Source organism: Micromonospora sp. DSM 43699 (assembly GCF_055517075.1).
Window position 1 is genome coordinate 1 of sequence record NZ_JBTMMT010000087.1, and the last position, 21,709, is coordinate 21,709.

22 protein-coding genes are annotated in these 21,709 nt (G+C 73.4%); 4 read left to right on the plus strand and 18 right to left on the minus strand.

The annotated features are described in order from the left end of the window. The 17 genes from AC0AIB_RS28070 to AC0AIB_RS28150 all read right to left on the minus strand — a co-directional run. A partial coding sequence (locus AC0AIB_RS28070; RefSeq protein WP_465097820.1) for an ATP-grasp domain-containing protein occupies positions 1-1,354 on the minus strand: 1,354 nt, incomplete at its 3' end. After that, positions 1,351-2,325: an alpha-ketoacid dehydrogenase subunit beta gene (locus tag AC0AIB_RS28075; protein WP_328347489.1), complete on the minus strand. Its 975-nt coding sequence runs from the start codon at positions 2,323-2,325 to the stop codon at positions 1,351-1,353. The genes AC0AIB_RS28070 and AC0AIB_RS28075, both read right to left, overlap by 4 nt. Then, positions 2,325-3,293: a thiamine pyrophosphate-dependent dehydrogenase E1 component subunit alpha gene (locus AC0AIB_RS28080; protein ID WP_465097821.1), complete on the minus strand. Its 969-nt coding sequence runs from the start codon at positions 3,291-3,293 to the stop codon at positions 2,325-2,327. Before AC0AIB_RS28080 ends, AC0AIB_RS28075 begins: the two co-directional genes overlap by 1 nt. Next, the gene (locus AC0AIB_RS28085) at positions 3,290-4,087 is read right to left on the minus strand and encodes a DUF3050 domain-containing protein (protein WP_328347493.1); all 798 of its coding nucleotides are present in this window, start codon (positions 4,085-4,087) and stop codon (positions 3,290-3,292) included. Before AC0AIB_RS28085 ends, AC0AIB_RS28080 begins: the two co-directional genes overlap by 4 nt. Before the next feature lie 2 nt (positions 4,088-4,089). Beyond that, complete coding sequence (locus tag AC0AIB_RS28090) at positions 4,090-5,013, minus strand: phytanoyl-CoA dioxygenase family protein (protein ID WP_328347495.1); 924 nt, start codon at positions 5,011-5,013, stop codon at positions 4,090-4,092. Continuing rightward, the gene (gene hppD, locus AC0AIB_RS28095) at positions 5,010-6,119 is read right to left on the minus strand and encodes a 4-hydroxyphenylpyruvate dioxygenase (protein WP_328347497.1); all 1,110 of its coding nucleotides are present in this window, start codon (positions 6,117-6,119) and stop codon (positions 5,010-5,012) included. Before hppD ends, AC0AIB_RS28090 begins: the two co-directional genes overlap by 4 nt. A 70-nt stretch (positions 6,120-6,189) precedes the next feature. Continuing rightward, complete coding sequence (locus AC0AIB_RS28100; protein WP_465097822.1) at positions 6,190-7,449, minus strand: beta-ketoacyl-[acyl-carrier-protein] synthase family protein; 1,260 nt, start codon at positions 7,447-7,449, stop codon at positions 6,190-6,192. After that, the gene (locus AC0AIB_RS28105; protein WP_465097823.1) at positions 7,446-9,062 is read right to left on the minus strand and encodes a class I adenylate-forming enzyme family protein; all 1,617 of its coding nucleotides are present in this window, start codon (positions 9,060-9,062) and stop codon (positions 7,446-7,448) included. The genes AC0AIB_RS28100 and AC0AIB_RS28105 overlap by 4 nt, the downstream gene beginning before the upstream one ends. Then, positions 9,059-9,583, minus strand: coding sequence for a beta-ketoacyl synthase chain length factor (locus AC0AIB_RS28110; protein WP_465097826.1), 525 nt, complete (start codon positions 9,581-9,583; stop codon positions 9,059-9,061). The genes AC0AIB_RS28105 and AC0AIB_RS28110 overlap by 4 nt, the downstream gene beginning before the upstream one ends. 26 nt (positions 9,584-9,609) lie before the next feature. Next, positions 9,610-10,806, minus strand: coding sequence for a beta-ketoacyl-[acyl-carrier-protein] synthase family protein (locus AC0AIB_RS28115; RefSeq protein ID WP_328347503.1), 1,197 nt, complete (start codon positions 10,804-10,806; stop codon positions 9,610-9,612). Then, the gene (locus AC0AIB_RS28120; RefSeq protein ID WP_328348806.1) at positions 10,799-11,044 is read right to left on the minus strand and encodes an acyl carrier protein; all 246 of its coding nucleotides are present in this window, start codon (positions 11,042-11,044) and stop codon (positions 10,799-10,801) included. The genes AC0AIB_RS28115 and AC0AIB_RS28120 overlap by 8 nt, the downstream gene beginning before the upstream one ends. Next, entirely contained in the window at positions 11,044-11,310 is a 267-nt protein-coding gene (locus tag AC0AIB_RS28125) for an acyl carrier protein (protein WP_328347505.1), read from the minus strand. The genes AC0AIB_RS28120 and AC0AIB_RS28125 overlap by 1 nt, the downstream gene beginning before the upstream one ends. 158 nt (positions 11,311-11,468) lie before the next feature. Continuing rightward, a complete protein-coding gene (locus tag AC0AIB_RS28130) occupies positions 11,469-12,860 on the minus strand; it encodes a class I adenylate-forming enzyme family protein (protein ID WP_328348807.1) in 1,392 nt (463 codons plus the stop codon). A gap of 316 nt (positions 12,861-13,176) precedes the next feature. Continuing rightward, positions 13,177-14,406 carry a beta-ketoacyl synthase N-terminal-like domain-containing protein gene (locus tag AC0AIB_RS28135; protein WP_328348808.1) on the minus strand — a complete coding sequence of 410 codons (1,230 nt, stop codon included), beginning with the start codon at positions 14,404-14,406 and terminating at the stop codon, positions 13,177-13,179. A gap of 107 nt (positions 14,407-14,513) precedes the next feature. Then, positions 14,514-15,782 (minus strand): beta-ketoacyl-[acyl-carrier-protein] synthase family protein, encoded by a 1,269-nt coding sequence (locus AC0AIB_RS28140; RefSeq protein WP_328347507.1) that lies wholly within the window; start codon positions 15,780-15,782, stop codon positions 14,514-14,516. Next, positions 15,779-16,183 carry a cupin domain-containing protein gene (locus AC0AIB_RS28145; RefSeq protein WP_328347509.1) on the minus strand — a complete coding sequence of 135 codons (405 nt, stop codon included), beginning with the start codon at positions 16,181-16,183 and terminating at the stop codon, positions 15,779-15,781. Before AC0AIB_RS28145 ends, AC0AIB_RS28140 begins: the two co-directional genes overlap by 4 nt. Continuing rightward, complete coding sequence (locus tag AC0AIB_RS28150) at positions 16,176-16,919, minus strand: SRPBCC family protein (RefSeq protein WP_328347511.1); 744 nt, start codon at positions 16,917-16,919, stop codon at positions 16,176-16,178. The genes AC0AIB_RS28145 and AC0AIB_RS28150 overlap by 8 nt, the downstream gene beginning before the upstream one ends. A gap of 355 nt (positions 16,920-17,274) precedes the next feature. Between AC0AIB_RS28150 and AC0AIB_RS28155 the strand changes: the two genes are divergently transcribed. The 3 genes from AC0AIB_RS28155 to AC0AIB_RS28165 all read left to right on the plus strand — a co-directional run bounded on the left by AC0AIB_RS28155 (position 17,275) and on the right by AC0AIB_RS28165 (position 20,049). Then, entirely contained in the window at positions 17,275-18,159 is an 885-nt protein-coding gene (locus AC0AIB_RS28155) for an AfsR/SARP family transcriptional regulator (protein ID WP_328347513.1), read from the plus strand. Continuing rightward, a complete protein-coding gene (locus tag AC0AIB_RS28160) occupies positions 18,156-18,503 on the plus strand; it encodes a TcmI family type II polyketide cyclase (RefSeq protein WP_328347515.1) in 348 nt (115 codons plus the stop codon). Before AC0AIB_RS28155 ends, AC0AIB_RS28160 begins: the two co-directional genes overlap by 4 nt. A 220-nt stretch (positions 18,504-18,723) precedes the next feature. Continuing rightward, a complete protein-coding gene (locus AC0AIB_RS28165; protein WP_465097824.1) occupies positions 18,724-20,049 on the plus strand; it encodes a hypothetical protein in 1,326 nt (441 codons plus the stop codon). A gap of 158 nt (positions 20,050-20,207) precedes the next feature. Here the strand turns inward: AC0AIB_RS28165 and AC0AIB_RS28170 are convergent, their stop codons facing one another. After that, positions 20,208-21,125, minus strand: a complete 918-nt coding sequence (locus AC0AIB_RS28170) for an aminoglycoside phosphotransferase family protein (RefSeq protein ID WP_465097825.1) — start codon at positions 21,123-21,125, stop codon at positions 20,208-20,210. A gap of 148 nt (positions 21,126-21,273) precedes the next feature. Here AC0AIB_RS28170 and AC0AIB_RS28175 point away from each other — a divergent pair, with 148 nt between their 5' ends. Further along, positions 21,274-21,480 carry a hypothetical protein gene (locus AC0AIB_RS28175; protein WP_091251220.1) on the plus strand — a complete coding sequence of 69 codons (207 nt, stop codon included), beginning with the start codon at positions 21,274-21,276 and terminating at the stop codon, positions 21,478-21,480. Positions 21,481-21,709 lie beyond the last annotated feature (229 nt).

A 21,709-nucleotide genomic window follows, 5' to 3' on the forward strand; every position in this document is an offset into this window, starting at 1 on the left:
GGGTGAGGAGGATGCCGGTTAGGAGGACGCCTCGGGCGAGGTTGAGGACCTCGTCGCAGCCGGGGTAGCCGACCCGGGCGAGGGCACCGGAGCCGGTGCGGCCGAACAGGTACGGAGCGATGCTGTACGGCACCTCGGCGGTGACCGTCTCGCCGGTCTCGATCTGGACGAAGTCCATCGCCACCCGGTCGGCGGGCATGTACCGCTGGAGGATGTCGCCGCCCCGGTCGAGGGCCGCGCGCAGGCCGTCGGCCCACTCCTGCGGGCTCAGCTCCCGGCCGATGAGCACGCCGAAGCCGGCGGAGCCGTCGGCGGGCTTGGCGACCAGGTTCTCCCGGTCGGCCAGCGCCCGGTCCAGGTCGGCGGCGGTGAACGCCACGGTGTGCGGCACGTACCGGCGGATCAGAGCCTGGTCGTCGGCGGGGAGCAGGTCCAGGTCCTCATAGAGCCAGGCGAAGTTGATTTTGTTACCGAGCAGCCAGGCGGCGGCGCTGACGAACATCGGCAGGGTGCCCGCGTCGAGCGCCCCGGCCACCGCCTCCAGCCCGGCGCTCGGGGTGACCCGGTTGGGCACGAAGAGCCGGAACAGCGCGTCCACCGGTGCGCCGCCGACCACCAGCCGCCGGTCGGCGTCCAGGGTGGCCGTGGCGACCGGGGCGATGACCAAGTCGATGCCGAACGGGCGGGCCTGGTCGATCAGCGGGGAGAGGATCCGGATGAACGTCTCCGGGTCGTCCAGCCCCGGGTAGTCGGCCTCGAAGTCCATCAGCAGCGCCACCCGGGCCCCCTCGGGCAGGCCCAGCTCGGTGCGGATCGCCACGAACCGCTGGTCCAGCAGGGACGGCGCGGGCCGGGCCGACAGGCCGTCGAGCAGCCCCCGCTCCCGGTACAGCGCGCCGAACCGTTGGATCACCGTGTCCGCGTCGAAGCCCCCGCCCAGGCTGCTGTCGATGTTGTACTCGACGATCCGCGGCTCCCCACCGGAGAACAGCACATCAGGCCGGTACGCGGCCAGCAGCGCCTCGGTCAGTGGCTCGTCCTCGTCGAGCAGCCGGGTCTGCCCCACCGGCACACCGAGCAGCGCGCGCAGCTCACCGGCGGTGGACGCGCGGCGGCGGCAGGCGTCCAGGATGAGCTGGGCGATCCGGTCGCAGACCTCGTTCAGCTCGCGGAACGCGTCGGCGGTCAACACCGGTGGCCGGGCCAGCCGCCACTGCTTGTTGTACGTCGCCCGGCCGTGGAAGATCCGTTCCCACTCCTGCGCGCCCGCGGCCACCATCGCCGTACGGGTCGACTCCGGCAGCTCCGCCCAGGCCCTGCCGGGCTCCGGCCACGGGTAGTTCACATCGATCATGGACAGTCCTTGGTCACGTGGTGGATGGCGGCGGCGAGGGCGGCCCGGCCGGGCTGCACGGCCCGGTCGAGGGCGGGCGAGAAGGGCAGCACCGCGCCGTCCGGTCGGGTGACCCGGCGCGGCGGCGCGGTCAGCGGCACCCGCTCCAGCACCGAGGTGATGATCTCGGCGGCGATGCCGCAGGACCGGTTGGAGTCGTCGATCACCACCAGCCGGCCGGTGCGGGACACCGAGTCGACCAGGGCGTCGATGTCGAACGGGTAGAGCGTGCGTGGGTCGAACACCTCCACCGACACCTGGTCGGCCAACTCCTCGGCGACGGCCAGCGCGTCGTGCACCAGGTGCCCCACGGCGACCACTGTGACGTCGTCGCCGGCCCGCCGGACCATTCCCCGTCCCAGCGGCACCGGGGCGAGGGTGGCGAAGTCGACGTCGTCGCGGACCTCCAGCGCGCCGGCCGGGGCGAAGACCACCACCGGGTCGTCGTGCCGGATCGCCGACACCAGCAGCCCGTACGCGTCGGCCGGGGTGGCCGGCACCACGGTGACGATCCCGACGTGCGCGAAGAGCGAGTACGGGTGGTCGGAGTGCTGCCCCGCCCACCCCGTCCGGGAACCCGACCCGGGCACCAGGTAGGTGACCGGCACCGCGCACTGCCCACCGGTCATCATCGGGAACTTGTGCGCGTGGTTGACGATCTGCTCGAAGACCAGGAACAGCAGCGACGGGATCTGGAACTCCACCACCGGTCGCATCCCGGCCAGCGCGGCCCCGGTGGCGAAGCTGGTGAACGCCTGCTCCGACAGCGGGGTGTCGAGCACCCGGTCCGGCCCGAACCGCTTCAGCAGGCCCGGGGTGACATTGGACGCGCCGACCCGGATGTCCTCCCCGAGCAGGAACACCGCCTCGTCCCGGGTCATCTCGTCGGCAAGCGCCCGGGTCAGCGCCTTGCGGTACGACAGCCGGGGCATCAGCTACCTCCCCGGCCGGTCAGCCCACTGGCGTACAGGTGGTCGAGCGCACCGGCCGGGTCCGGTTCCGGGCCGGCCAGGGCGAACGCGACGGCCGCGTCGAGGGTGGCCTCCACCTCCGCGTCGATCGTCGCCCGGTCGGCCGGGGAAAGCCGGGCGCCCTGGATCGCCACCGGGTCCCGGGACCGGCCGTCGGCCACCTCCTGCGGCGGGCGGTAGTCCAGGCGTACCGAGTGTTCGAAGGTGTGGTGGGCGTCGAACCGGTAGGTGCGGGCCTCGACCAGCTCCGGCCCGCCGCCGTCGCGCATCCGCGCGACGGCGGCGGCGGTGACCTGCCGGACCGCCTCCGGGTCCTGCCCGTCGACGACGACGGCCGGGATGCCGAACGCCTCGGCCCGGCCGGTGATGGTGCCGGCGACCGCGCCGGCCACCGGCATGGTGGTGGCGTAGCCGTTGTTCTCGCAGACCAGCAGCACCGGCACCCGCCAGAGCGCGGCCAGGTTGAACGCCTCCAGCAGCATCCCCTCGTTGACCGCGCCGTCGCCGAAGAAGCTCGCCCCGACCACGGCGTTCCCGCGCTGTCGGTGGGCCCACACCGCACCGGTGAGGATGGCCGGGGACGCCCCGACGATGGCGTTGGCGCCGAGCACCCCGATGGACAGGTCCGCCGCGTGCATCGAGCCGCCCCGACCCCGGTTCAGTCCGGTTTCCCGGCCGCACAGTTCGGCCATCATCCGGGCCGGGTCGGCACCCTTGGCGAGCACGTGCCCGTGCCCGCGGTGGGTGCCGGTGACCAGGTCCCCGTCGCCGAGCGCGGCGCACACGCCGGCGGCGATCCCCTCCTGACCGAGGTAGGGGTGGATGCCGCCGACGATGTGCCCGGAGCGGACCAGCGCGATGGCCCGCTCCTCGAACCGGCGGATCAGCCGTACGGTGCGGTAGAGCCGGGCCGGGTCGGCGTCGGTCACCGGTCGCGGCCCTCCTTGACGGCGGCGAGGATGTCGTCCCAGAGCTGCGCGCGGGCGGTCAACGCCAGGTTGACCGTGTCGGCGCACTCCTGCCACTTGACGTCGTCGTCGCCGCACAGGTCGGCGAGCATCTGCATCGCCATCGGGGTGTGCTGCTCGCCGTCGACCTCGATGTGCCGCTCCAGGTAGTCGACGAAGGTGTGCAGCCGGTTGCTGCGCTCGTTGACCGCGACGACCTGGGTGAACATGTCGGGGATCAGGTCCTCCCGGCCGAACGCGAACGCGGCGGCCTGGCAGTGCACCGGGGTCGACTCGATGATCTTCCAGGTGGTGGCGGCGAAGGCCCGCGACGGCTCCGGCACCCCGGCCTCGACCAGCGCGTCGGTCACCGACGAGCCGGCGCGCAGCAGCGCGACCAGCCGGTCGACGGCACCGGTGTCCGCGCCCGCCTCGCCCATCCCCCGGACGTACAGCTCGAAGTGGCTGATGAAGCCCTCGCCCAGCTCGTCGCTCTCCTCCACCATCACGATGTCGTTGATCAACCGGCGGCTGCCGGTCGGCCCGGTGGGGATCCACGGCACGGTGACGCAGGTGAGCTGCCGCTGCAACGACTTCAGCAGGGACATGAAGTCCCAGACCGCGAAGACGTGGTGCTCCATGAAGGTGACAAGTGATTCGTGGGTGTCCAGATTGGCATAGAGCGGGTGCTTGACCACCACGTCCCGGCGGTCGGTCACCGCCTTCTCCAGCCGCTCGATGCCCGGGTGTGTCTTACCCCAGTCGTACCGTGACATGTTCAGCCTCCCTGCTGGGCGCGCTCGCGCCAGATGACCGGGCAGTAGTCGGGGTCCGCGTAGTCCGGCCGACCCTCGGGGGTACGGCGGACCAGCACGTCGTGGTTGTACGCGGCGAGGGTGCCGTCGGAGAGCGGGAACTCCCGGTGGGCGTTGTCGCCGTCCTGCAGGTGCAGCGAGATGGCCCGACGGGGGCGTCCGCTGACGTTGGCGCCGCTGCCGTGGTAGGTGCGGCAGTGGTGGAAACTGAGGTGCCCTTTGGGGATCACCATCGGGATCTTGCGGATCTGCGCGCCGTTGTGCGCCGCGTTCTCGGCCAGCATCTCCTCCAGCTGGTCGCGGTCGCGCTCGGCGAAGTGCCGGACCACCGTGTCGTTCGCGCCGATCTCCGACCACCGGTGCGAGCCGTCGACCATGGTGATGGTGCCCATCTCCTCCCCGCAGTCGTGGAACGGGATGAACGCGGTGAGCATCTTCTCCGACGACGAGGACGACCAGTAGTGCTTGTCGAAGTGCCAGGGCACGATGTTCGACGGCTCACCGGAGATCGGCGGCTTGTAGATCAGCGTGGACTGGAAGATCCGGATCTCGTCGGCCTGCGCCAACCGGGCCGCCACCGCGCCGATGAGCGGCTTACGCAGGATCGCGGCGATGCCGTCGTGCTCGACGTGGACGTAGTCGTTGTGCCGCTGCACCGGCCCCTTCGACGGCTCCCAGTAGGCGAGCTTCGGCGGGCGTACCGGCAGGGTGCGGTCCCGCTCGCCGTCGTAGTAGCGGTCGGTGGCCGCGGTCAGGGCGTCCACCTCGTCGTCGGTGAGCAGCTTCTCCGACAGGTACCAGCCGTGCTCGGCGTAGTGCCGCACGTCGGAGTCGGACGGCAGCAGCGCCTCCTCCTCGACGGTCAGCCCCGGATGTGTCGTGGTCATGCCCCAACTCCTCGTGCCGTGCCGGCCGCGACGGCGGGGGTCGCCCCCGCCACGGCCAGCTCCCGTTCCTTGGCCTCGTACAGCGCCCGGATGTTGCCGCTGCCGAAGGTGCGCGCCCCCCGCCGCTCGATCAACTCGAGGAACAGGGTGCGGCGGACGTGCATCGACTCGGTGAAGATCTGCAACAGCTGCCCGCCGTGGTCGGCGTCGACCAGGATGCTCAGGTCCCGCAGCCGGTCCAGTGGCGCGTCGACCTTGCCGACCCGCCGTTCCAGGTCGTCGTAGTAGGCGGCCGGGGTGCCGGCGAACCGCACCCCGCGCGCCCCGAGCGCACCGACCGCGCCGACGATGTCGTCGGTGCGCAACCCGAGGTGCTGCACCCCGGCGCCGTGGTGCTCGGTGAGGAACGCGTCGATCTGGCCGGGCCGCCGACCGGCGTCCGGTTCCAGCAACACCAGGGTGACCCGCCCGGAGGCGTCCTGGACCACCTTGGAGTTCATCGCCTGACCGGCGACCTCGATGTGCTCCTCGAAGATCTGCGCGAAGCCGAACACCCGCTCGTAGTGCGCGACGGTGTCGTCGAGCTGACCGGGTGGCACGCAGACCGCCAGGTGGTCGATCTCGGCGAGCAGCCGCTGGTCGACCCCGCCGGGCGGGGTCGCCTCGATCGCGCCGGGCAGGAAGTCGGCCCGGTCGCCGCGCCGCTCCACCAGCCGGTGCAGCACGTCACCGAAGCCGCCCACCTCGGCGGTCACCACCTCGGCGTCCGCGCCGGTCCAGGTGCGCGGCGGCGTCACCGGCGTCGCACCCCGCTCCACCAGCTCCGCGTACGCCCCGGCGGCGTCGCCGACCTCCACCGCCACCACCGCGATCCCGTCGCCGTGCCGGGACACGTACGTCGAGGCCGGATGCTCGGCGGTGAGCCCGGAGGTCAGCACCATCCGGATGTCGGCCTGCCCCAGCAGCAGGGAACGCTGCCCCGCCAACCCGGTCTCCGGCCCGCCCTGCCCACGCAGGGTGAAGCCGACGGCGGTTCCGAAGTAGAAGGCCGCCTGTCGGGCGTCTCCCACGTACAGTTCGATGTGGTCTATTCCGCGAATGTCCATCTCTCCAGCCCTTCCCCATGTCCCCCCGTGACTGCCGTCCGGGCACGTGCGGCCCGGGTCGCCGCGCCGATCACCTCCCCGGCCCGACGGGCCGGGCGCCGGCCCCGGTGGTACGCCGCAGCAGCAGGCTCACGTTCTGCCCGCCGAATCCGAACGAGTTGGTGAGCGCGAGGTCGGTCCCGGTGGGCCGGGGGGTGTCCCGGACGTGGTCCGCCGGGCAGTCCGGGTCCGGATCGTCCAGGTGGTAGGTCGGGGGCAGCAGACCGGCGCCCAGCGCCAACGCGCAGGCGGCCGTCTCCACCACCCCGGACGCGCCGAGCAGGTGCCCGGTGAGCGCCTTGGTGGAGCTGACCGGCACCCCACCGACGCCGAAGACCTTCCCCAGCGCGGCGCTCTCGGCGATGTCACCGAGTCTGGTGCCGGTGCCGTGGGCGTTGACGTAGCCGACCTCGGCCGGTGCGACGTTCGCGCTGTGCAGGGCGGCACGCATGCAGTCGGCCGCCCCCTCGCCGTCGGGCCGGGGCATGGTCGGGTGGTGGGCGTCGGTGGTGGTGCCGTAGCCGGCCACCTCCGCGTACGTCCGGGCACCCCGGGCGGCGGCGTGCCCGGCCCGTTCCAGGACCAGCAGGGCGGCCCCCTCGGCGAGCACGAACCCGTTGCGCCGCCTGTCGAACGGCCGGCTCGCCTCGGTCGGGTCGGCCCAGCCGCGGGCCAGCGCGCGGGCGTTGCCGAAGGTGTCGGCGAAGGTCGGGAAGAGCGGCGCCTCGCTGGCCCCGCAGAGCACCACGTCGGCCTCGCCGGCCCGGATCAGCCGGGCCGCGTCGGCGACCGCCTGGGCCCCGGAGGCGCAGGCCGTGCCGACGGCCGAGCTGTAACCCCGGATGCCGTGGGCGATGGCGATCCGCGCCGAGGCCATGTTCGGCAGGATCCCGGTCAGCAGGTACGGGCTGACCGCCGAACGACCCCGGGCGGTCCTGGCGATCACCTGGCTCTCCAGGGTGGCCATCCCGCCGACCCCGCCCACGATGACGCCGATCCGGCCCGGGTCGACGTCCCGGCCCACCTCGATGCCCGCGTCGGAGAGCGCGTCGGCGGCGGTGAGCAGGGCGAACACCACCACCCGGTCGAGCACCCTGGTCTCCGGGCCGGTGGCGACGGTGCGCGGGTCGATCGGCGGGAGCACCCCGGCGACCTCCAACGAGTCCCGGGCCGGGTGCCCCTCGGGCGGTCGGCTCAGCCCGGATCGCCCGCTTGTCAACGCGTCGAAGGTGGCCTCCACCCCCCGCCCGACGGGGCTGAACAGCCCCATCCCGGTGATCACGACGGTCATGACGACGACTCGGCGAGGTAGCGCTCCCGCAGTGCCACCTTGCGGACCTTGCCGGTGACGGTGACCGGGATGTCGTCGGCGCGTACCGGCACCACCCGGCGCAGGGTCGCGCCGACGTCCGCCCCGAGCGCGGCCCGGATCGCCGCGGTGCGGTCGGTCGCCGGGTCGGCCCCGGCGGCCAGCTCCAGCAGCACGTCGGTGGTGACCGTGTCGCCGTCGGCGACGATCAGCACGGTGCAGTCGGTGACATCGGGGCAGGCGGCGAGGATCCGCTCCTCGGACAGCGCGGTGAAGTAGCGCCGCCCGTCGGGCAGCGCCACCGAGTCCACCGCCCGGTCCAGGTGGTAGTAGCGGCCATCGGCGTCGGCGCGCACCAGGTCACCGGTGAGGTACCAGCCGCGCAGCCGGAACCGGTAGCTGGTGACCGAGTCGTTCCAGTAGCCCCGGAACAGCGACGGCGAGTCGACGCCGAGGAAACCGACCTGGCCGGGGGGCAGCTCGTTGCCCTCGGCGTCCAGGACGGCCACCCGGGCGAACCGGTAGGGTCGGCCCACGCAGCGGCCGTACCGGTCGGTGTCGACGGTGTGCGTGATGTGGAACATCGAGTGCCCCATCTCGCTGGAGCCCAGCCCGTCGATGAAGACCGACCCGGGGACCCGGGTGACGCCCTGCCTGGTGAACACGTCCCGCGAGCCGACCGCGACGAGGCGGCGGACGTGCGGCTCGTGCGAGCAGTCGCCGGTGTTGAACCACAGCCGCACCGAGTCCAGGTCGTACCCGGTCAGGTCGAAGCGGGCCAGTTCGGCCCAGGTCATCGAGAAGCCGAAGACCCCGTCGGGCCGCCACCGCTGGATGGCGTCGAGGACCCGCTCGCCGCCCTGCTCGGACAGCAGGAACATCTCCGCCCGGTTGCCCAGCGCCTGGTTGACCATGAGCACCGTCGCGGTGTGCGGGGCGGGCAGCGCGTTGAGGATCCGGTGGGTGCCCTGCGCCTGCGGCATGGACAGCAGGTGCCGGGTGGCGGCGAAGAGGCTGGCGTGCGAGTGCAGCACCGCCTTGGGCACCCCGGTGGTGCCGGAGGTGTGGGTGATGACGATCGGGTCGTCGGGGTGGTGCCGGTAGTGGGCGGGGGCCTGCGCCGGGTCGCCGGTGCCGGCCTCCTCCGGGGTGCCCAGCACCGGTACGCCCGGGTCGTGCCCGGCCAGCAGGTCGGTGTGCGCCGCGTCGGCGAGCACCCCGACACCGCGCAACCGGCGGATGTACTCGGCGGCGATCTCCGGGCGCAGTTTGCCGTTCATTAGCGCCGGGATCGCGCCGAGCCGGGTCAGCGCCAGGAAGCTCAGCACCATGTCGGCGGCGGCGGTGGCCCAGACGGCGACCGGGTCACGGGGCTGCACCCCCCGGGCGTGCAGCCAGGCGGCCCGCGCGGCGACCCGCTCGTCGAGCCGGCCCAGGGTGAGCGGCTGCCCGGCGGGGTACCCGTCGACCGGGGTGTCGAAGGTCAGGCCCGGCCCCTGCGGGTCCGCGCCGTGGGCCAGCACCCGGGCCAGCACGTTGCCGGCGCCGAGTTGCGGGTCGGCGGCGAGCGCACCCCGCAGTCCCCTCGTCCTCATTGACTGTCTCCTCCCCCCAGCAGCACCGCGACCGCACCGGTGGGCGTCGCGTCGGGTGCCTGTTCGATCAGGACCAGCAACGCCTCGTCGGCGTCGCCGTCGTACAGCAGCAGTTCCGCCTCGGCGGTGGCGTCGGCACCGGGGTCGCCGGTCGGGCTGAGGCACACCACCGGGCCGGTCAGTCCCCAGCGCGCGGCGACCTGCCCGGCGACGCTGTTGGGCACCGACTGGAAGAAGAACAGCGGACCGACCCGCCCCCCGGCGGCGACCGTGGACCGGACGTGCGTGGCGCTGGGCCGGTCACCGGCGGCGCTGACCAGCACCACCGCGCACCGGGCCCCGGCCTGCGCCGGGGCGGGGCGACGGTCCAGGCACCGCCCGGCCACCGCCGCGACCAGCGGCGCGAACGTCGAGTGCACGAAGCCGGGCAGCGGCGGTGGTGGCCCGTCGCCCGGCTCCGGCCAGCGCGCCTGCGCCAGCACCCGGGGTACGCCGTGGCCGGCCGGACGGCCCGGGGCGATCCCGGGCCCCGGGCCGCGCGTGCCGGTCACGGCGTACCCACCAGCAGGGCGGTGTTCGCGCCGCCGAAGGCGGCGTTGAGGCTGAGCGCGTACCGGCTGGTGACCGGGCGGGGCGCGGCGGTGATCACGTCCAGCGGGCAGGCCGGGTCGGGGCCGAGCCAACCGGCGTTGACCGGCAGCTTCCCGTGTCGCAGCGCCGCCACGGTGACCACCAGTTCGAGCAGGCCGGACGCCTCGAGCGCGTGCCCGTGCAGCGCCTTGGTGGAGCTGACCGGCACCTGCCCGGCCTGCTCGCCGAGGGTCAGGCGCAGCGCCGCCGCCTCGGAGGCGTCGCTGAACCCGGTACCGGTGGCGTTGGCGTTGACGTAGCCGACCGCTGCGGCGGGCAATCCGGCGCGGTGCAGCGCCGCACCGATCGCCCGGGACAGCCCCCCGCCCTGCGGGTCGGGCTGGCAGGGGTGGTGGGCGTCGCCGGCCCGCCCCCACCCGACCAGCGTCGCCACCGGGCTGCCGCCCCGGGCGCGCAGCGCGGCGGTGGACTCCAGCACCACCGCGGCCACCCCGTCACCGAGCAGCAGCCCCTGCCGCCCGGTGCTGAACGGACGGACCGCTCCGTCGGCGGCGAGCGCCCGGCCGGCGTCGAAGAGCGCGAACTGGTCCGGCTCCACCAGGTAACCGGCGACCACCACGACCCGGTCGGTGTCCCCCCGGCGGATCGTCGCGGCGGCGTCGGCCACCGCGCTGCTCGCCGAGACGCAGGCGGTGGTGTAGACCCGGGTCGGGCCGCCGAGCCCGCACCGCCGGGCCAGCCGACCGGCCAGCGTCGGCAGCTCCGGCCAGGCCGGACCGGCCTCGGCCCGCTCGCCGTCGGCCCACCACGGGTCGTCGGCGTCCGCGACCGGGCGGTCGTCGGTGAACGGGCCGGGCAGGGTGGCCGGGCCGCCGTGGGTGGCCAGGAACAGCGCCGACCCGGCCCGTTGCGCCGGATCGAGCCGGGCCGCGTCGCAGGCCGCGTCGACCGCGTCGGCCAGTTCCTGCGGCAGGGTCGACACGTCGGGCCGGGTGGCCGCGACGGTCACCCGGCGACCGGTGGTGTCGAACCGGCGGACCGGCCGGAACGCGGGTATCCCGGACAGCACCCCGGCCAGCAGTGGGTCCACCCCCCTACCGAAGGCGCTTACCGCGTACGTGCCGGAGATCGTGACGGATGCCCGCTCAACCATCAGCGGAGGCGGTCAGGGACGTGTGGAACACGGCCAGGGCGTCGTCGACGGTACGGATGCCGGCGAGCTGGTCGTCGGTGAGGTCCATCCGCACGCCGTAGCGTTGTTCGACGAGGTGCACCAGCCAGGCCAGCTCCATCGAGCCGACCCGGTGCGGCACCTGGTCGACGGGCTTGCCGGTCAGTTCGGCGAGCATGCTCACCAGGTCAGCTCGCCCCAGGTCGGGCTGACCGGACATCACCGGTGGTCGGTGGTCGCCCCGGCGACCCGGTCGGCGACCATGGTGGTGAACTCCCCCACCGTCATCAGGGCCAGCTTCTCCGACTCGTCGTCGGCGAACCGCAGCCCGTACCGGTCCTCCACCCGGACGGACAGGTCGGACAGGGCGAGGGACTCCAGGTCCACCCCGGACGGGCCGAGGGTGGTGGCGTCGTCGATCCCCTCGACGTCGTAGTTCATGTCCTGGAGCTGCTCGATGACGAAGGTGCGGACCTCGTCTCGCATGACGGTAACCTCTCTCGGTGTGCCAGCTACCGGTGCCCGGTCGGAGCACCGTGTGCGGATGGTTCGGGCGTACCGCCGACGGTCGGCCGGTGATGACGCGGTGCCGCCCCGGCGGCGGTCCTCGCGGACCGGCCGGTGGGCGGGGTGGAGCGGACCGCTCACGGCGTCACCGTGCGCAGCACGTCCAGCGAGCGGACCAGTTTGCCGGTGGTGGTACGCGGCAACTGCGCCACCAGGTGCAGGGTGCGCGGACGTTTGTAGCCGGCCAGCCGTTCGGCGAGCAGCGTGTCCAGCACGTCCTCGGACAGCGGCCCGTCGGGCTGCACGTAGGCGGTGATCCCGTCGTCGTAGGCGACCACCGCGGCGGCCACCCCGGGCAGCCCGGCGAGGGTGGCCTCGACCTCGGTCAGGTCGACCTTCAGGCCACCCACGGAGACCTGCGAGTCGAGCCGGCCCCGGACGGTGACCAGGCCGGTGGCCGGGTCGACGGTGCCGGCGTCACGGGTGCGCAGCCAACCGTCGGCCCAGCGGGTCGGGTCGCTGAGCCCCACGTACGGCGAGGCGGGGCAGCTGATCAGCAGTTCACCGTCGGACTCGCGGACCTCGATGCCGGGTGCGGGCGCGACGGCCGGCCGGTGGCTGCCGTGCAGGTCGGTGCCGATGACGCCGACCTCGGTCATCCCGTACATGTTGCCCAGGGGTACGCCGTGCCGGTCGGTGAAGGCCTGCGCGACGGCCGGCGGGACCAGCTCCCCGCCGGTGGTCATCCGCCTGAACTGGGGCAGCGGCCGTTCGGGGCGGGTGGAGGCGAGCAGTCCGATGTGGAAGGGCACCCCCAGCACGGTGGCCGGGGTGTCCTGGGCGGCGATGGCGGCCAGCACGGCGTCGCCGCCGAGCCGCTCCGGCGGGACCAGCTCGACGCGGGCGTGCAGACCGTAGAGCAGACCCCCGACCAGACCGAGCACGTGCACCATGGACGGCAGCAGGATGATCCGCTCGCCGGGCAGCGCCACCCCGTCGATGCGGGTGTAGCGGTGCACCTCGGCGACCAGGTCGGCGGCGGTGCGGCCGATCACCTTGGACGGACCGGTGGAGCCGGAGCTGAGCTGGATCACGGCGTGACCGCTGACCGCAGGGCGGTCCGCGTAGCCGGTGACGCTCTCGGTGACGTCGACGAAGACCTTCAGCGCGCCACCGCCGGTACGCGCCGGGGCCACCACCACCTGCGGGGTGAGCCGTTGCAACGCCCGGTCGACCTCGTGGTCGGTGAGCCGGTGGTCGAGCAGCACGGCCTGGCCCCCGCTACGCCAGGTCGCCAGCAGGTTGACCACATAGGACAAAGAGGGCGGAAGGCGCAATGCGGCGGCACCGCCGGGGCGTAGGCCGGCGGCGCCCAGCCGGGCCTGCGCCTCGGTGACCAGGCGGTGCAGGGTAGCCCGGTCGACCGGCTCGGGCAGCCGCAGACAAACGTCGGTCGAGCGGCCGGCGAACAACAGCTCGTCCACCCAACCGGGGTCTTGCGCCGCAGGATCTTCCGTCTGGCGATACATGGTCACCGCCGGCCACCGTCCAGCTTAGGATCGGGCGAAAACCGCCCATACATCACGTCTCTTGGCGTGCTCACGGAACCCTACGACAGCCCCGAAGAGCATTACTAGATGCGAATGGCTAGATCAGAAAAGGCGGCCGGTTGGATTGCCGCCGCTCGATCGGCGGGGCAGGATCAGGCGCGTACGCCGGCCCGCGACACCCCGGCGGCTTCGCCGTGCCCGGCTCACTGCCGCGCCGACCTCCGCCGATGCGCCCGGCCTCCGATGTGGAGCTGAGCGGTGGCCGGGTGGGCGGGGCGAGGCAACGAGGGCGGGGTCAAGCCGGTGGAGGGGTACCGTGGAGGACCAGGGCGCTGTTGAATCCGTCGAAGCCGCGTGCGCAGACCAGCGCCACCCGGCTGCCGGGCCGGCGGGGAGCACGCAGGAAGTCCAGTTCGCAGCCGGGGGCCGGGTCGGTCGGCCCCGCCGAGGCGGGCAGCGTGTCGTGGTGGAAGGCGAGCAGGGCGGTCGCCACGTCCAGGGCCGACCCGCCCTGATGGGCCCGGCCGGTCAACGACTTGTGGGTGCTCACCGGTGGCGGCCGGTCGCCGAAGACCGCCCGCAAGGCGGTCGCCTCGCTGCGGTCGTAGCGGGGCACCCCGAGCGCGTCCGGGACGACCAGGTCCACCTCGTCGGCGGTGCTCCCGGATCGGGCCAACGCCAACCGCATCGCCCGCGCGTAGCTGACCGGGTCACCGGCGGTGTCCGGGCCGGTGTGCACCGCGTCGTGGGTGGCCGCCCAGCCGGTCACCTCCCCGTAGACCCGGGCGCCCCGGGCAAGGGCGTGGTCCCGTTCCTCCACCACGAAGACCGCGCCCCCCTCGGCGGGCACGTAGCCGCCGGCCGCCCGGTCGAACGGCCGGTACGCCACCGCCGGGTCGTCGACGTCGCTGAGCAGCCCGGAGCGGAGCTGACAGGCCAGCGCGTACGGGCTCAGCGGGCACTCGGTCGCGCCGGCGATCACCACCGACGTACCCCGCCGGATGGTCCGCACCGCGTGTGCCAGGCTGTCCAGCCCACCGGCGGCCTCGGCGACCAGTACCCCGGACGGCCCCTTGAACTGGTGGTGGATGGAGAGCTGCCCGACGCTCGCCGCATAGAACCAGGCGATCGACTGGTACGCCCCGACGGTCCGGCTCGACCCGCCCCAGAGCCGTTGCAGTTCCCGCTGCCCGAACAGGTTCCCCCCGGACGAGCTGGCCAGGGTGACCGCCCAGTCGTACGGATCGGGGGCGCGGGCGGGCAGCCCGGCGTCGGCGAGCGCCAACGCGGTGGCGGCGAAGCCGAGCTGGGTCCACCTGTCGGTCTGCACCAGCTGTCGGGGGTCGACGTACGCGGTCGGCGCGAAGCCGGGAACCTCGCCACCGACCCGGGTGGGGTAACGGCTCGGATCGAACAGGGTGATCGGCCCGGTCCGCCGGACACCACCGGTCACCGTCCGCCAGTGCGCGTCGACGCCGATGCCGCTGGGCGCGACCACCCCGATCCCGGTCACCACCGCCCGCACCCGGTCCCCGTCCGGCCCACCCGGCCCGGTCACCCCGGACCCGCCCGAGCCCGTCAGGCCGGACCCGCCGTCACGGACCGTCAGTCCGGGAACCACGTCCGGGGCCGTCACCGCGGCACCGCCAGCCGGCGGAAGAGCATCGCGGACTGGAAACCACCGAACCCGCTGCCCACCGACAACGCCACGTCCACCGGCGTCTCCCGGGCCACGTTCGGCACGTAGTCCAGGTCGCACTCCGGGTCGCGGGTGGTCCAGTTGGCGGTCGGCGGCACCACCCCGTACTCGATGGCCAGGGCGCAGGCGGCCATCTCGATGGCGCCGATCGCGCCCAGCGAGTGCCCGACCATCGACTTGATCGAGCTGACCGGCACCCGGTACGCCGTCGGGCCGAGCGCCCGCTTGAACGCCGCCGTCTCGTGCCTGTCGTTCTGCCGGGTCCCGGAGCCGTGCGCGTTGACGTAGGAGACCGCCGACGGGTCGAGCCGGGCCTGCCGCAGCGCCGCCGTGATGGCCAGCCCCATCTCCACCCCGTCGGGCCGCAACCCGGTCATGTGGAAGCCGTTGCTGCGGCCGGCGTAACCGGCGACCTCGCAGTAGACGTGCGCGCCGCGCCGCCGGGCGTGCTCCCACTCCTCCAGCACCAGCACCGCAGCCCCCTCGGCGAGCACGAAACCCTGCCGGTGGGCGTCGAAGGGCCGCGAGGCGTGGGCCGGGTCGTCGTTGTCCGGGCTGGTCGCCCGGATCGCGTCGAACGAGGCGACGGTGACCGGGGAGATCGGCGAGTCGGCGGCCCCGGCCAGCACGATGTCCGCCTCGCCGTCGGTGACGAGCTGGTGGGCGTACCCGATGGCGTCGATGCCGGAGGTGCAACCGGTGGAGACCACCTGCGCCGGGCCGTGCAGGCCGTGCCGGCAGGCCACGTCGGCGGCGAGGCTGCTCGGCACCAGCGCCTGGTAGAGGTACGGCCCGCCGAGGGCGTGGTCGACCAGCCAGTGCCGGCCCGAGTCGCTGACCCGGACGTACTCCTTCTCCAGGGCGGTGGTGCCGCCGACGGCGGTGCCCAGCACCACCCCGGTGACGTCCCGGTCGGCGTCGGTCAGGTCGAGCCCGCTGTCGGCGAGCGCCTCGGCGGCGCAGGCCAGCGCGAACTGCGCGTACCTGTCGGAGCGTTGCCGCTGCGCCGGGGTGAGCCCGGCGGCGTCCGGGTCGAAGTCGCACTCGGCGGCGATCTGCGACCGGTACGGCGACGGGTCGAAGAAGCTGATCCGCCGGGTGGCCGTCCGGCCCTCGGTGAGGGTCTTCCAGAACCGGTCCCGGGTGACGCCGCCCGGGGCGACCACCCCGATCCCGGTCACCACCGTGCGCCGGCCGGTCACGACGGTCCCCGCTGCTCCACCAGTTCGGTGTCGACGTGGCCGAGTTCCGGGCGGGGGGCGAGCGGGCCGAGGTGGAAGACCACCTCGGCGGTGACGTCGCCGGTGTTGCGCAACCGGTGCCGCACGTTACGGGGCACGAACAGCGCCTCCCCGGCGGCCAGCGGCACCGGCTCGTCGTCCAGGTCGACCGTGATGGCGCCCCGGACCAGGTAGAGGAACTCCTCGCTGTACGGGTGGTAGTGCTCGGCCACCCGGTCACCGGGGGCCACCGTCACCACCCCCATGAACCCCGAGGTGCTGCCGACGGTACGCGGGCCGAGCAGCACCCGCAGTTCCCCGCCGCGCCGCCGGTCGGCCGGTACGTCCCGGGCGGCCACCAGCCCGGTGGTGACGTCACTCATCGCCGCCTCCCGCGTACGCCCGCTCGATCCGCTCCTTGATCACGGCCAGTTGCACCCGGCTGTTGGCGTTGATCCGCTCGGTCATCGCCGCGTCGTCCACCGGGGCGGTCGGTTTCATCGCGAAGTCCTGCACCCAGGTCATCCGGGTGCCCTCCGGTTCGGTGTCGTAGGACCAGTGGATCCGCATGTACTCGAACGGGCCGGTCTCCACCCGCCGGGCCCGCACCTGCCAGGTCGCCGGGTCGGCGGTGCGTTCGCTGACCCAGCTCCACGCGACACCGTGCTCGTCGGGGTGCATGGTCAACCGGAAGCGCACCGTGTCACCGTCGCGGTGCAGGATCTCCACCACCGCGTACTCGGTGAACAGCCCGGTCCAGCGGGCCACGTCGTTGGTGATCTCCCAGACCAGCGGCAGCGGGGCGGCGATGACGATGCTGTTCTCGGTGTGCCCGACCGGGGGGTCCGCCGTACCGCCGGCCACCGGCGGGGCCGCCCCGGCGCCGGCCACCAGGTCTGCCACGCCGGTGATGCTGAGCTGCCCGGCCTGCTCGGGGATGCGTACCCGCCAGCGGTCGGCGACCACGGCGGACAGTTCCAGCAGCGCCAGGGAGTCCATCCCCAGCTCCTCCAGGGTGGCGGCGGGCGCGCGGGCCGCGGCGTCGGCGTCGAGGCCGCAGTGGGTCACCAGGATCTCGGTGATCTCACCGGTGAGCGGTCGGCCGTGGGTGACGGTCATCGCGGGTCCTCCTCGATTGCGGGTCGACCGTCACCTTCCGGCCGGCCCCGTCACCCGGGCGTCATCCGACGACCCGCACCACCCCGCACGATGGTGACGCTGCGTTGACGCAGACTGTGTGTCAGCTATGCCCCTGCTGTCCATCGTGATGGCGGTTCGCAGTTCAGGGGCAATATGGTCCAGTCACGACCTCTACACTTTCATTGACCGAGAGTAATCACATTGGTAGTGTTCGTGCCGGTCGACCCGGCCCGCGGGTCCGGCACCGCGTGGAGTGACCCGGCCACGGCGTCGTGGGGACCGCGCCGGGACACCGGACGATCTGGACCCAGGTTCTCCTGCAGGGGGTGTGCCAGTGAGCGGTCATGCCAGCACGCCGGCCGGTGACCTTCCGGACGATCCACCGGTGCGCCTGCACCTGCTCGGCGGTTTCCGGCTGCTGCACGGCGACTCCCCGGTGGTGGTGCCGCGTGGGCTGCAGCGGGTGATCGCCGTGATCGGGCTGCGCCCCGGCGCCACCCGCAGCAACCTGGCCGGACTGCTCTGGCCGGACGTACCCGAGGAACGGGCGTTGTCGTCGCTGCGTACCGCCCTGTGGCGGCTGCGTCAGGACCCCTGCTGCCCGCTGCTGGCCAGCGGCGACACCGTCCGCCTCGACCCGACGGTACGGCTCGACGTGGACGACCTCGTCGCCACCGCGGCCCGGATACGCGGCGGGGGTGACCCGCGCACCGCCACCCTCGCGCTCGCCGCCGGCACCCGTGACCTGCTCCCCGGTTGGTACGACGACTGGGTGTTGCTGGACCGGGAACGGCTGCGTCAGCTCCGACTGCACATGCTGGAACAACTCGCCGCCGACCAGTTGGAGGCGGGACGGCACGGTGAGGCGTTGCAGGCCGCCCTGGAGGCGATGGCCGCCGAACCGCTCCGCGAGACCCCGCACCGCCTGGTGGTGCGTATCCACCTCGCCGAGGGCAACGCGTTCGAGGCGGTGCACGCCTTCTACGTCTACCGGGACCTGCTCATGCGGGAACTGCGACTGGAACCGTCCCCCGCGATGTGCGCGCTTGTCGACGAGACGCTGGCCCCGATCCGGCAGGCCACCCGCCACCCGCCGACGGCCCGCCGTCACGATCCGGACGGGCGACGTGACGAGCAGGTGACAGCTCCGCCGCCAGGGTGGACCCACCGTGAGCCCCGGGCCGATCGGGGCGCACCACCTGCGAGAGGGGTCCGATGAGCCGTCTGGTGATCGTCAGCAGGATCATTCCCGGCGCGGAGGGGCGGGTCGCCCAGATCTACGCCGAATCCGACGCGACCGAACTGCCCGGTCTCACCGGGTTGCGCCACCGGTCCCTGTACCGCCTGCACGACCTGTGCGTACACCTGATGGAGACCACCGACGTGGACGTCGACACCCTGGTCACCGCCCGCAGCCATCCGCTGTACCAACGGACCAACGAACGGCTGTCGGCACACACGTCGGCGTACCTGCCGACCTGGCGGTCGCCCCGCGACGCGCCGGCCGGTTGCTTCTACAGTTGGGACGCCTCCGCCGCGCCCACCCCGCAGGTTCGGCGCTGAACCGTCGGCCGGTGCGGTCGACTGCGGCGGCACGGCGCCCGCAGCACACCCCGTTGCGGCAGCACACCCCGTTGCGGCTTCGCCACCGCCCGACACCGGGCATTCCACCTGCGCAACGAGGGACGGTCCTCCCTGTCGTCCGACATTCGCGTGTGCAAAGCTGCGGCGGGTCTTCGCGTTTCCTCGCGACTTCGACGACATACGCAATAGGGAGGTTGCCGTGCCGGCTACGTTCGGGCAATGGCTGATCGTGATCCTGGCCCTGCTGGTGGGCCTGGCCGGAGGCTGGGCGCTGTGGGGACGGCAGCGGCCGGCCACCGGGACACCCATTGTGGAGGGTGACCCGGTAGTCGGGCTCTCCGCCGAGGAGAAGGCCGCCGCCACGATCGACGCCCCCCGCCCGGACGCCACGGTCGACACCTCCCCGACGCCCGTCGCCGTCGTCGACGAGCCCACCCCGCAGGACCTGACCACCCCGCAGTCCGCCGGCCACCTCGCCCCGCCAGCCGACGACGCCCCGCCAGCCGACGACGCCTCCCTCGTCGACGACACCGCTGCCGTCGACCGGACCCCGGCCGCCGACGGCACGCCCGCCACGATCGCCGCCGAGCGGTCCGTCCCGCTGGCCGTCATCGAGGACGAACCGACCACCGCGGACCTCACCGGCCATGCCACCTCGGGCCTCACCGGCCGTACCACCTCGGACGAGACGCCCGGGAGCACGGTCGCCGACGAGAACACCGCGCCGATCCCCGCGCCCCGGGCCACCGTCGAGGACACCTCGGACACCCCGGACACCCCGGACACCCCGGTCCCGGCGACGGAGCTGCCGGAACCGGCCCCGGTCGACGGGGAACCCGCCGCCACCGACCCCCGATCGGCCGCGAGCGGCCCGGTGACCGGGGAGGAAGCGCTCCCGGCCCCGACGGCCGACACCGTCCCGACCGAGACCACGCCCGCCGACCCGTCCACCGTGCCTGACCCGGCCGTTCCGACCACCGCGCCGGACCCGGAGCCGGCCCTGACCACCCCGACCACCGTTCCGGACCCCGACCCGGTCGCCGTGCCGGACCCGGAGCCGGTCACGCCGGTCGCCGTGCCGGACCCCGACCCGGCCACCCGGGTCGCCGACGACGCGGACGAGGCCCCGGCCGCCGTCGCGCCGGTGATCCCGACGCAACGCACCTCCGTCGCGGACAACGCACCGGTTACGGACAGTGCACCCGTTACGGACCGTGCACCGGTTACGGACAGCATCGTCGCTCAGGACGCCGCCGCCGGACAGGACGGGCCGGCGGACGACTTCCGCCGCATCCAGGGCGTCGGACCGAAGATCGCGGCCGCGCTCCAGGCCGCCGGCATCCGCACCTACCGGCAGCTCGCCGAACTGGACGAGGTACGCCTGCGGGAAACGGTCCGCGCCGCCGGGCTGCGTGCCGCCGCGAGCCTGGCCACCTGGCCGCAGCAGGCGAAGGTGCTGGCCGGTGCGGGCACCGAGGCCGAGCGGGTACTGCCGGTGCCGACCGGCGGTGACACCCGGGTCTGACCGGCCGATCCGACGAGGGCCGGTGGGCGTCGCCAGGCGTACCCACCGGCCCTTTCGCCTGCCGTCCACAGGCCCGACCCCGGGGCGGGTGACCGCGCCGGCCCGACATCCCGCCCCGGCCGACCGGGAGTGATCATGGCCCGGCCGACCGGGAGTGATCACGGCACGGTCGGTCCGCCACCGCTGTCAGGCTCGGTGAGCAGGGCGTCGAGTGTGTGCGTGGCCTCGACCACCCGCGCCGGGTTCGGGTGGTCGAGGGTGATGAGGGCCTTCCACAGTGCCCAACCGCGCGCCCGCCGCCAGGTGCCGGCATCGACGTCGAGGGCGGTTCGGAAGGCCGTACGGGCGGACGCGTCGAGCAGTGTCCAGGCGATCGTCAGGTCGCAGGCGGGGTCGCCCACCCCGCTGGTGCCGAAGTCGATGACGGCGGCCAGTCGTCCGTCGCGGACCAGCAGGTTGCCGTAGGCGACGTCCCCGTGGAACCAGACCGGCGGCCCGGCCCAGGTGCTGGCCAGCGCGGCCGACCAGATCCGGGTGACCGGGCCGGCGGGCACCCGGTGGGCGAGCCGGGTGATCGCGCCACGGGTCTCCCCGTCGTACGTACGCAGGGGTCCGCCCCGCCAGAAGCTGTGCGGGCCGGCGGCCGGCCCGGCGGCGGGGTCCACCCGGCTCAGCGCGGCCAGGAACCCGGCCAGGTCGGTGGCGAACGTCGTGAGGTCGCCGATCCGGGCGGCGGTGGCCTGCTCACCGGCTATCCAGCCGTAGACCGACCACTCGAACGGGTAACCCTCGGCCGGCCGGCCCCGGCCCAGCGGGACGGGCACCGGCAGCGGCAGCCGCGGTGCCAGATAGGGCAGCCACCGCTGCTCCTTGGCCACCTGGGCGGCGTAACCGGCGGCGCTGGGCAACCGCACGGTCATCGTGTCGCCGAGGTGGAAGGTGCGGTTGTCCCAGCCACCGGCTGAGACCTGGCGGACCGGGAGCGCGGCCCAGTCGGGAAACTGGGTGGCGACGAGACGGCGTACCAACGCCTCGTCGATCTGCGGGGCGACGGGTGCGTCGGGGCGGCTACTCATCTCTCCCACCGTGTCGTAGCGACACCCTGCTCGGCAACGGATTTGTCCACACCGTCCCGCTGACCGTTCCGGAATACCGTTTACCTGGTCCCGGCGAGTGGGTACATGGGCGGCACCTCGAATACACCACAAGCCCGGAGGCACCCCCATGCGCGGTTCGTCGATCCTCGGAGTCATCGTCGTCATCTGGTTGGTCATCGGTGCCGTCGCCGCTGGCCAGCGCGGCTACTACGGAAACGACGACACCAACTGTGCCGAGGCCGGCACCATCCTGGTGACCATCGTGGCCGGGCCACTCAACTACATCGGCGCCAACCCGAAGATCGACTGCAAGCTCCCCGAGCCGTCGAAGTAGACCGCACCACCCCGGCCCGCGCCCACCCCTCGGGGCGCGGGCCGTCCCATGTCCGCTCCAGATCACCCCCACCCGCCATGCCCTGCACCCCACCCAGCCCCACCCACCCCACACCTCCTAAACCTTCCTAGGAACCCACCCCGCATTCCCCCCTCCCACACCCATCGGCGTCTGTCATGCGGAGATCAAGAAGTTGTGGTCAGAAAACCGCGCTGCGATGACCGAAACC

Coding starts and splice junctions, on each gene's coding strand:
- AC0AIB_RS28075 (WP_328347489.1), bottom strand. CDS start 2,325: ATGCCCCGGCTGTCGTACCGCAAGGCGCTGACCCGGGCGCTTGCCGAC.
- AC0AIB_RS28085 (WP_328347493.1), bottom strand. CDS start 4,087: ATGTCACGGTACGACTGGGGTAAGACACACCCGGGCATCGAGCGGCTG.
- AC0AIB_RS28090 (WP_328347495.1), bottom strand. CDS start 5,013: ATGACCACGACACATCCGGGGCTGACCGTCGAGGAGGAGGCGCTGCTG.
- hppD (WP_328347497.1), bottom strand. CDS start 6,119: ATGGACATTCGCGGAATAGACCACATCGAACTGTACGTGGGAGACGCC.
- AC0AIB_RS28100 (WP_465097822.1), bottom strand. CDS start 7,449: ATGACCGTCGTGATCACCGGGATGGGGCTGTTCAGCCCCGTCGGGCGG.
- AC0AIB_RS28105 (WP_465097823.1), bottom strand. CDS start 9,062: ATGAGGACGAGGGGACTGCGGGGTGCGCTCGCCGCCGACCCGCAACTC.
- AC0AIB_RS28115 (WP_328347503.1), bottom strand. CDS start 10,806: ATGGTTGAGCGGGCATCCGTCACGATCTCCGGCACGTACGCGGTAAGC.
- AC0AIB_RS28120 (WP_328348806.1), bottom strand. CDS start 11,044: ATGTCCGGTCAGCCCGACCTGGGGCGAGCTGACCTGGTGAGCATGCTC.
- AC0AIB_RS28125 (WP_328347505.1), bottom strand. CDS start 11,310: ATGCGAGACGAGGTCCGCACCTTCGTCATCGAGCAGCTCCAGGACATG.
- AC0AIB_RS28130 (WP_328348807.1), bottom strand. CDS start 12,860: ATGTATCGCCAGACGGAAGATCCTGCGGCGCAAGACCCCGGTTGGGTG.
- AC0AIB_RS28145 (WP_328347509.1), bottom strand. CDS start 16,183: ATGAGTGACGTCACCACCGGGCTGGTGGCCGCCCGGGACGTACCGGCC.
- AC0AIB_RS28150 (WP_328347511.1), bottom strand. CDS start 16,919: ATGACCGTCACCCACGGCCGACCGCTCACCGGTGAGATCACCGAGATC.
- AC0AIB_RS28160 (WP_328347515.1), top strand. CDS start 18,156: ATGAGCCGTCTGGTGATCGTCAGCAGGATCATTCCCGGCGCGGAGGGG.
- AC0AIB_RS28170 (WP_465097825.1), bottom strand. CDS start 21,125: ATGAGTAGCCGCCCCGACGCACCCGTCGCCCCGCAGATCGACGAGGCG.
- AC0AIB_RS28175 (WP_091251220.1), top strand. CDS start 21,274: ATGCGCGGTTCGTCGATCCTCGGAGTCATCGTCGTCATCTGGTTGGTC.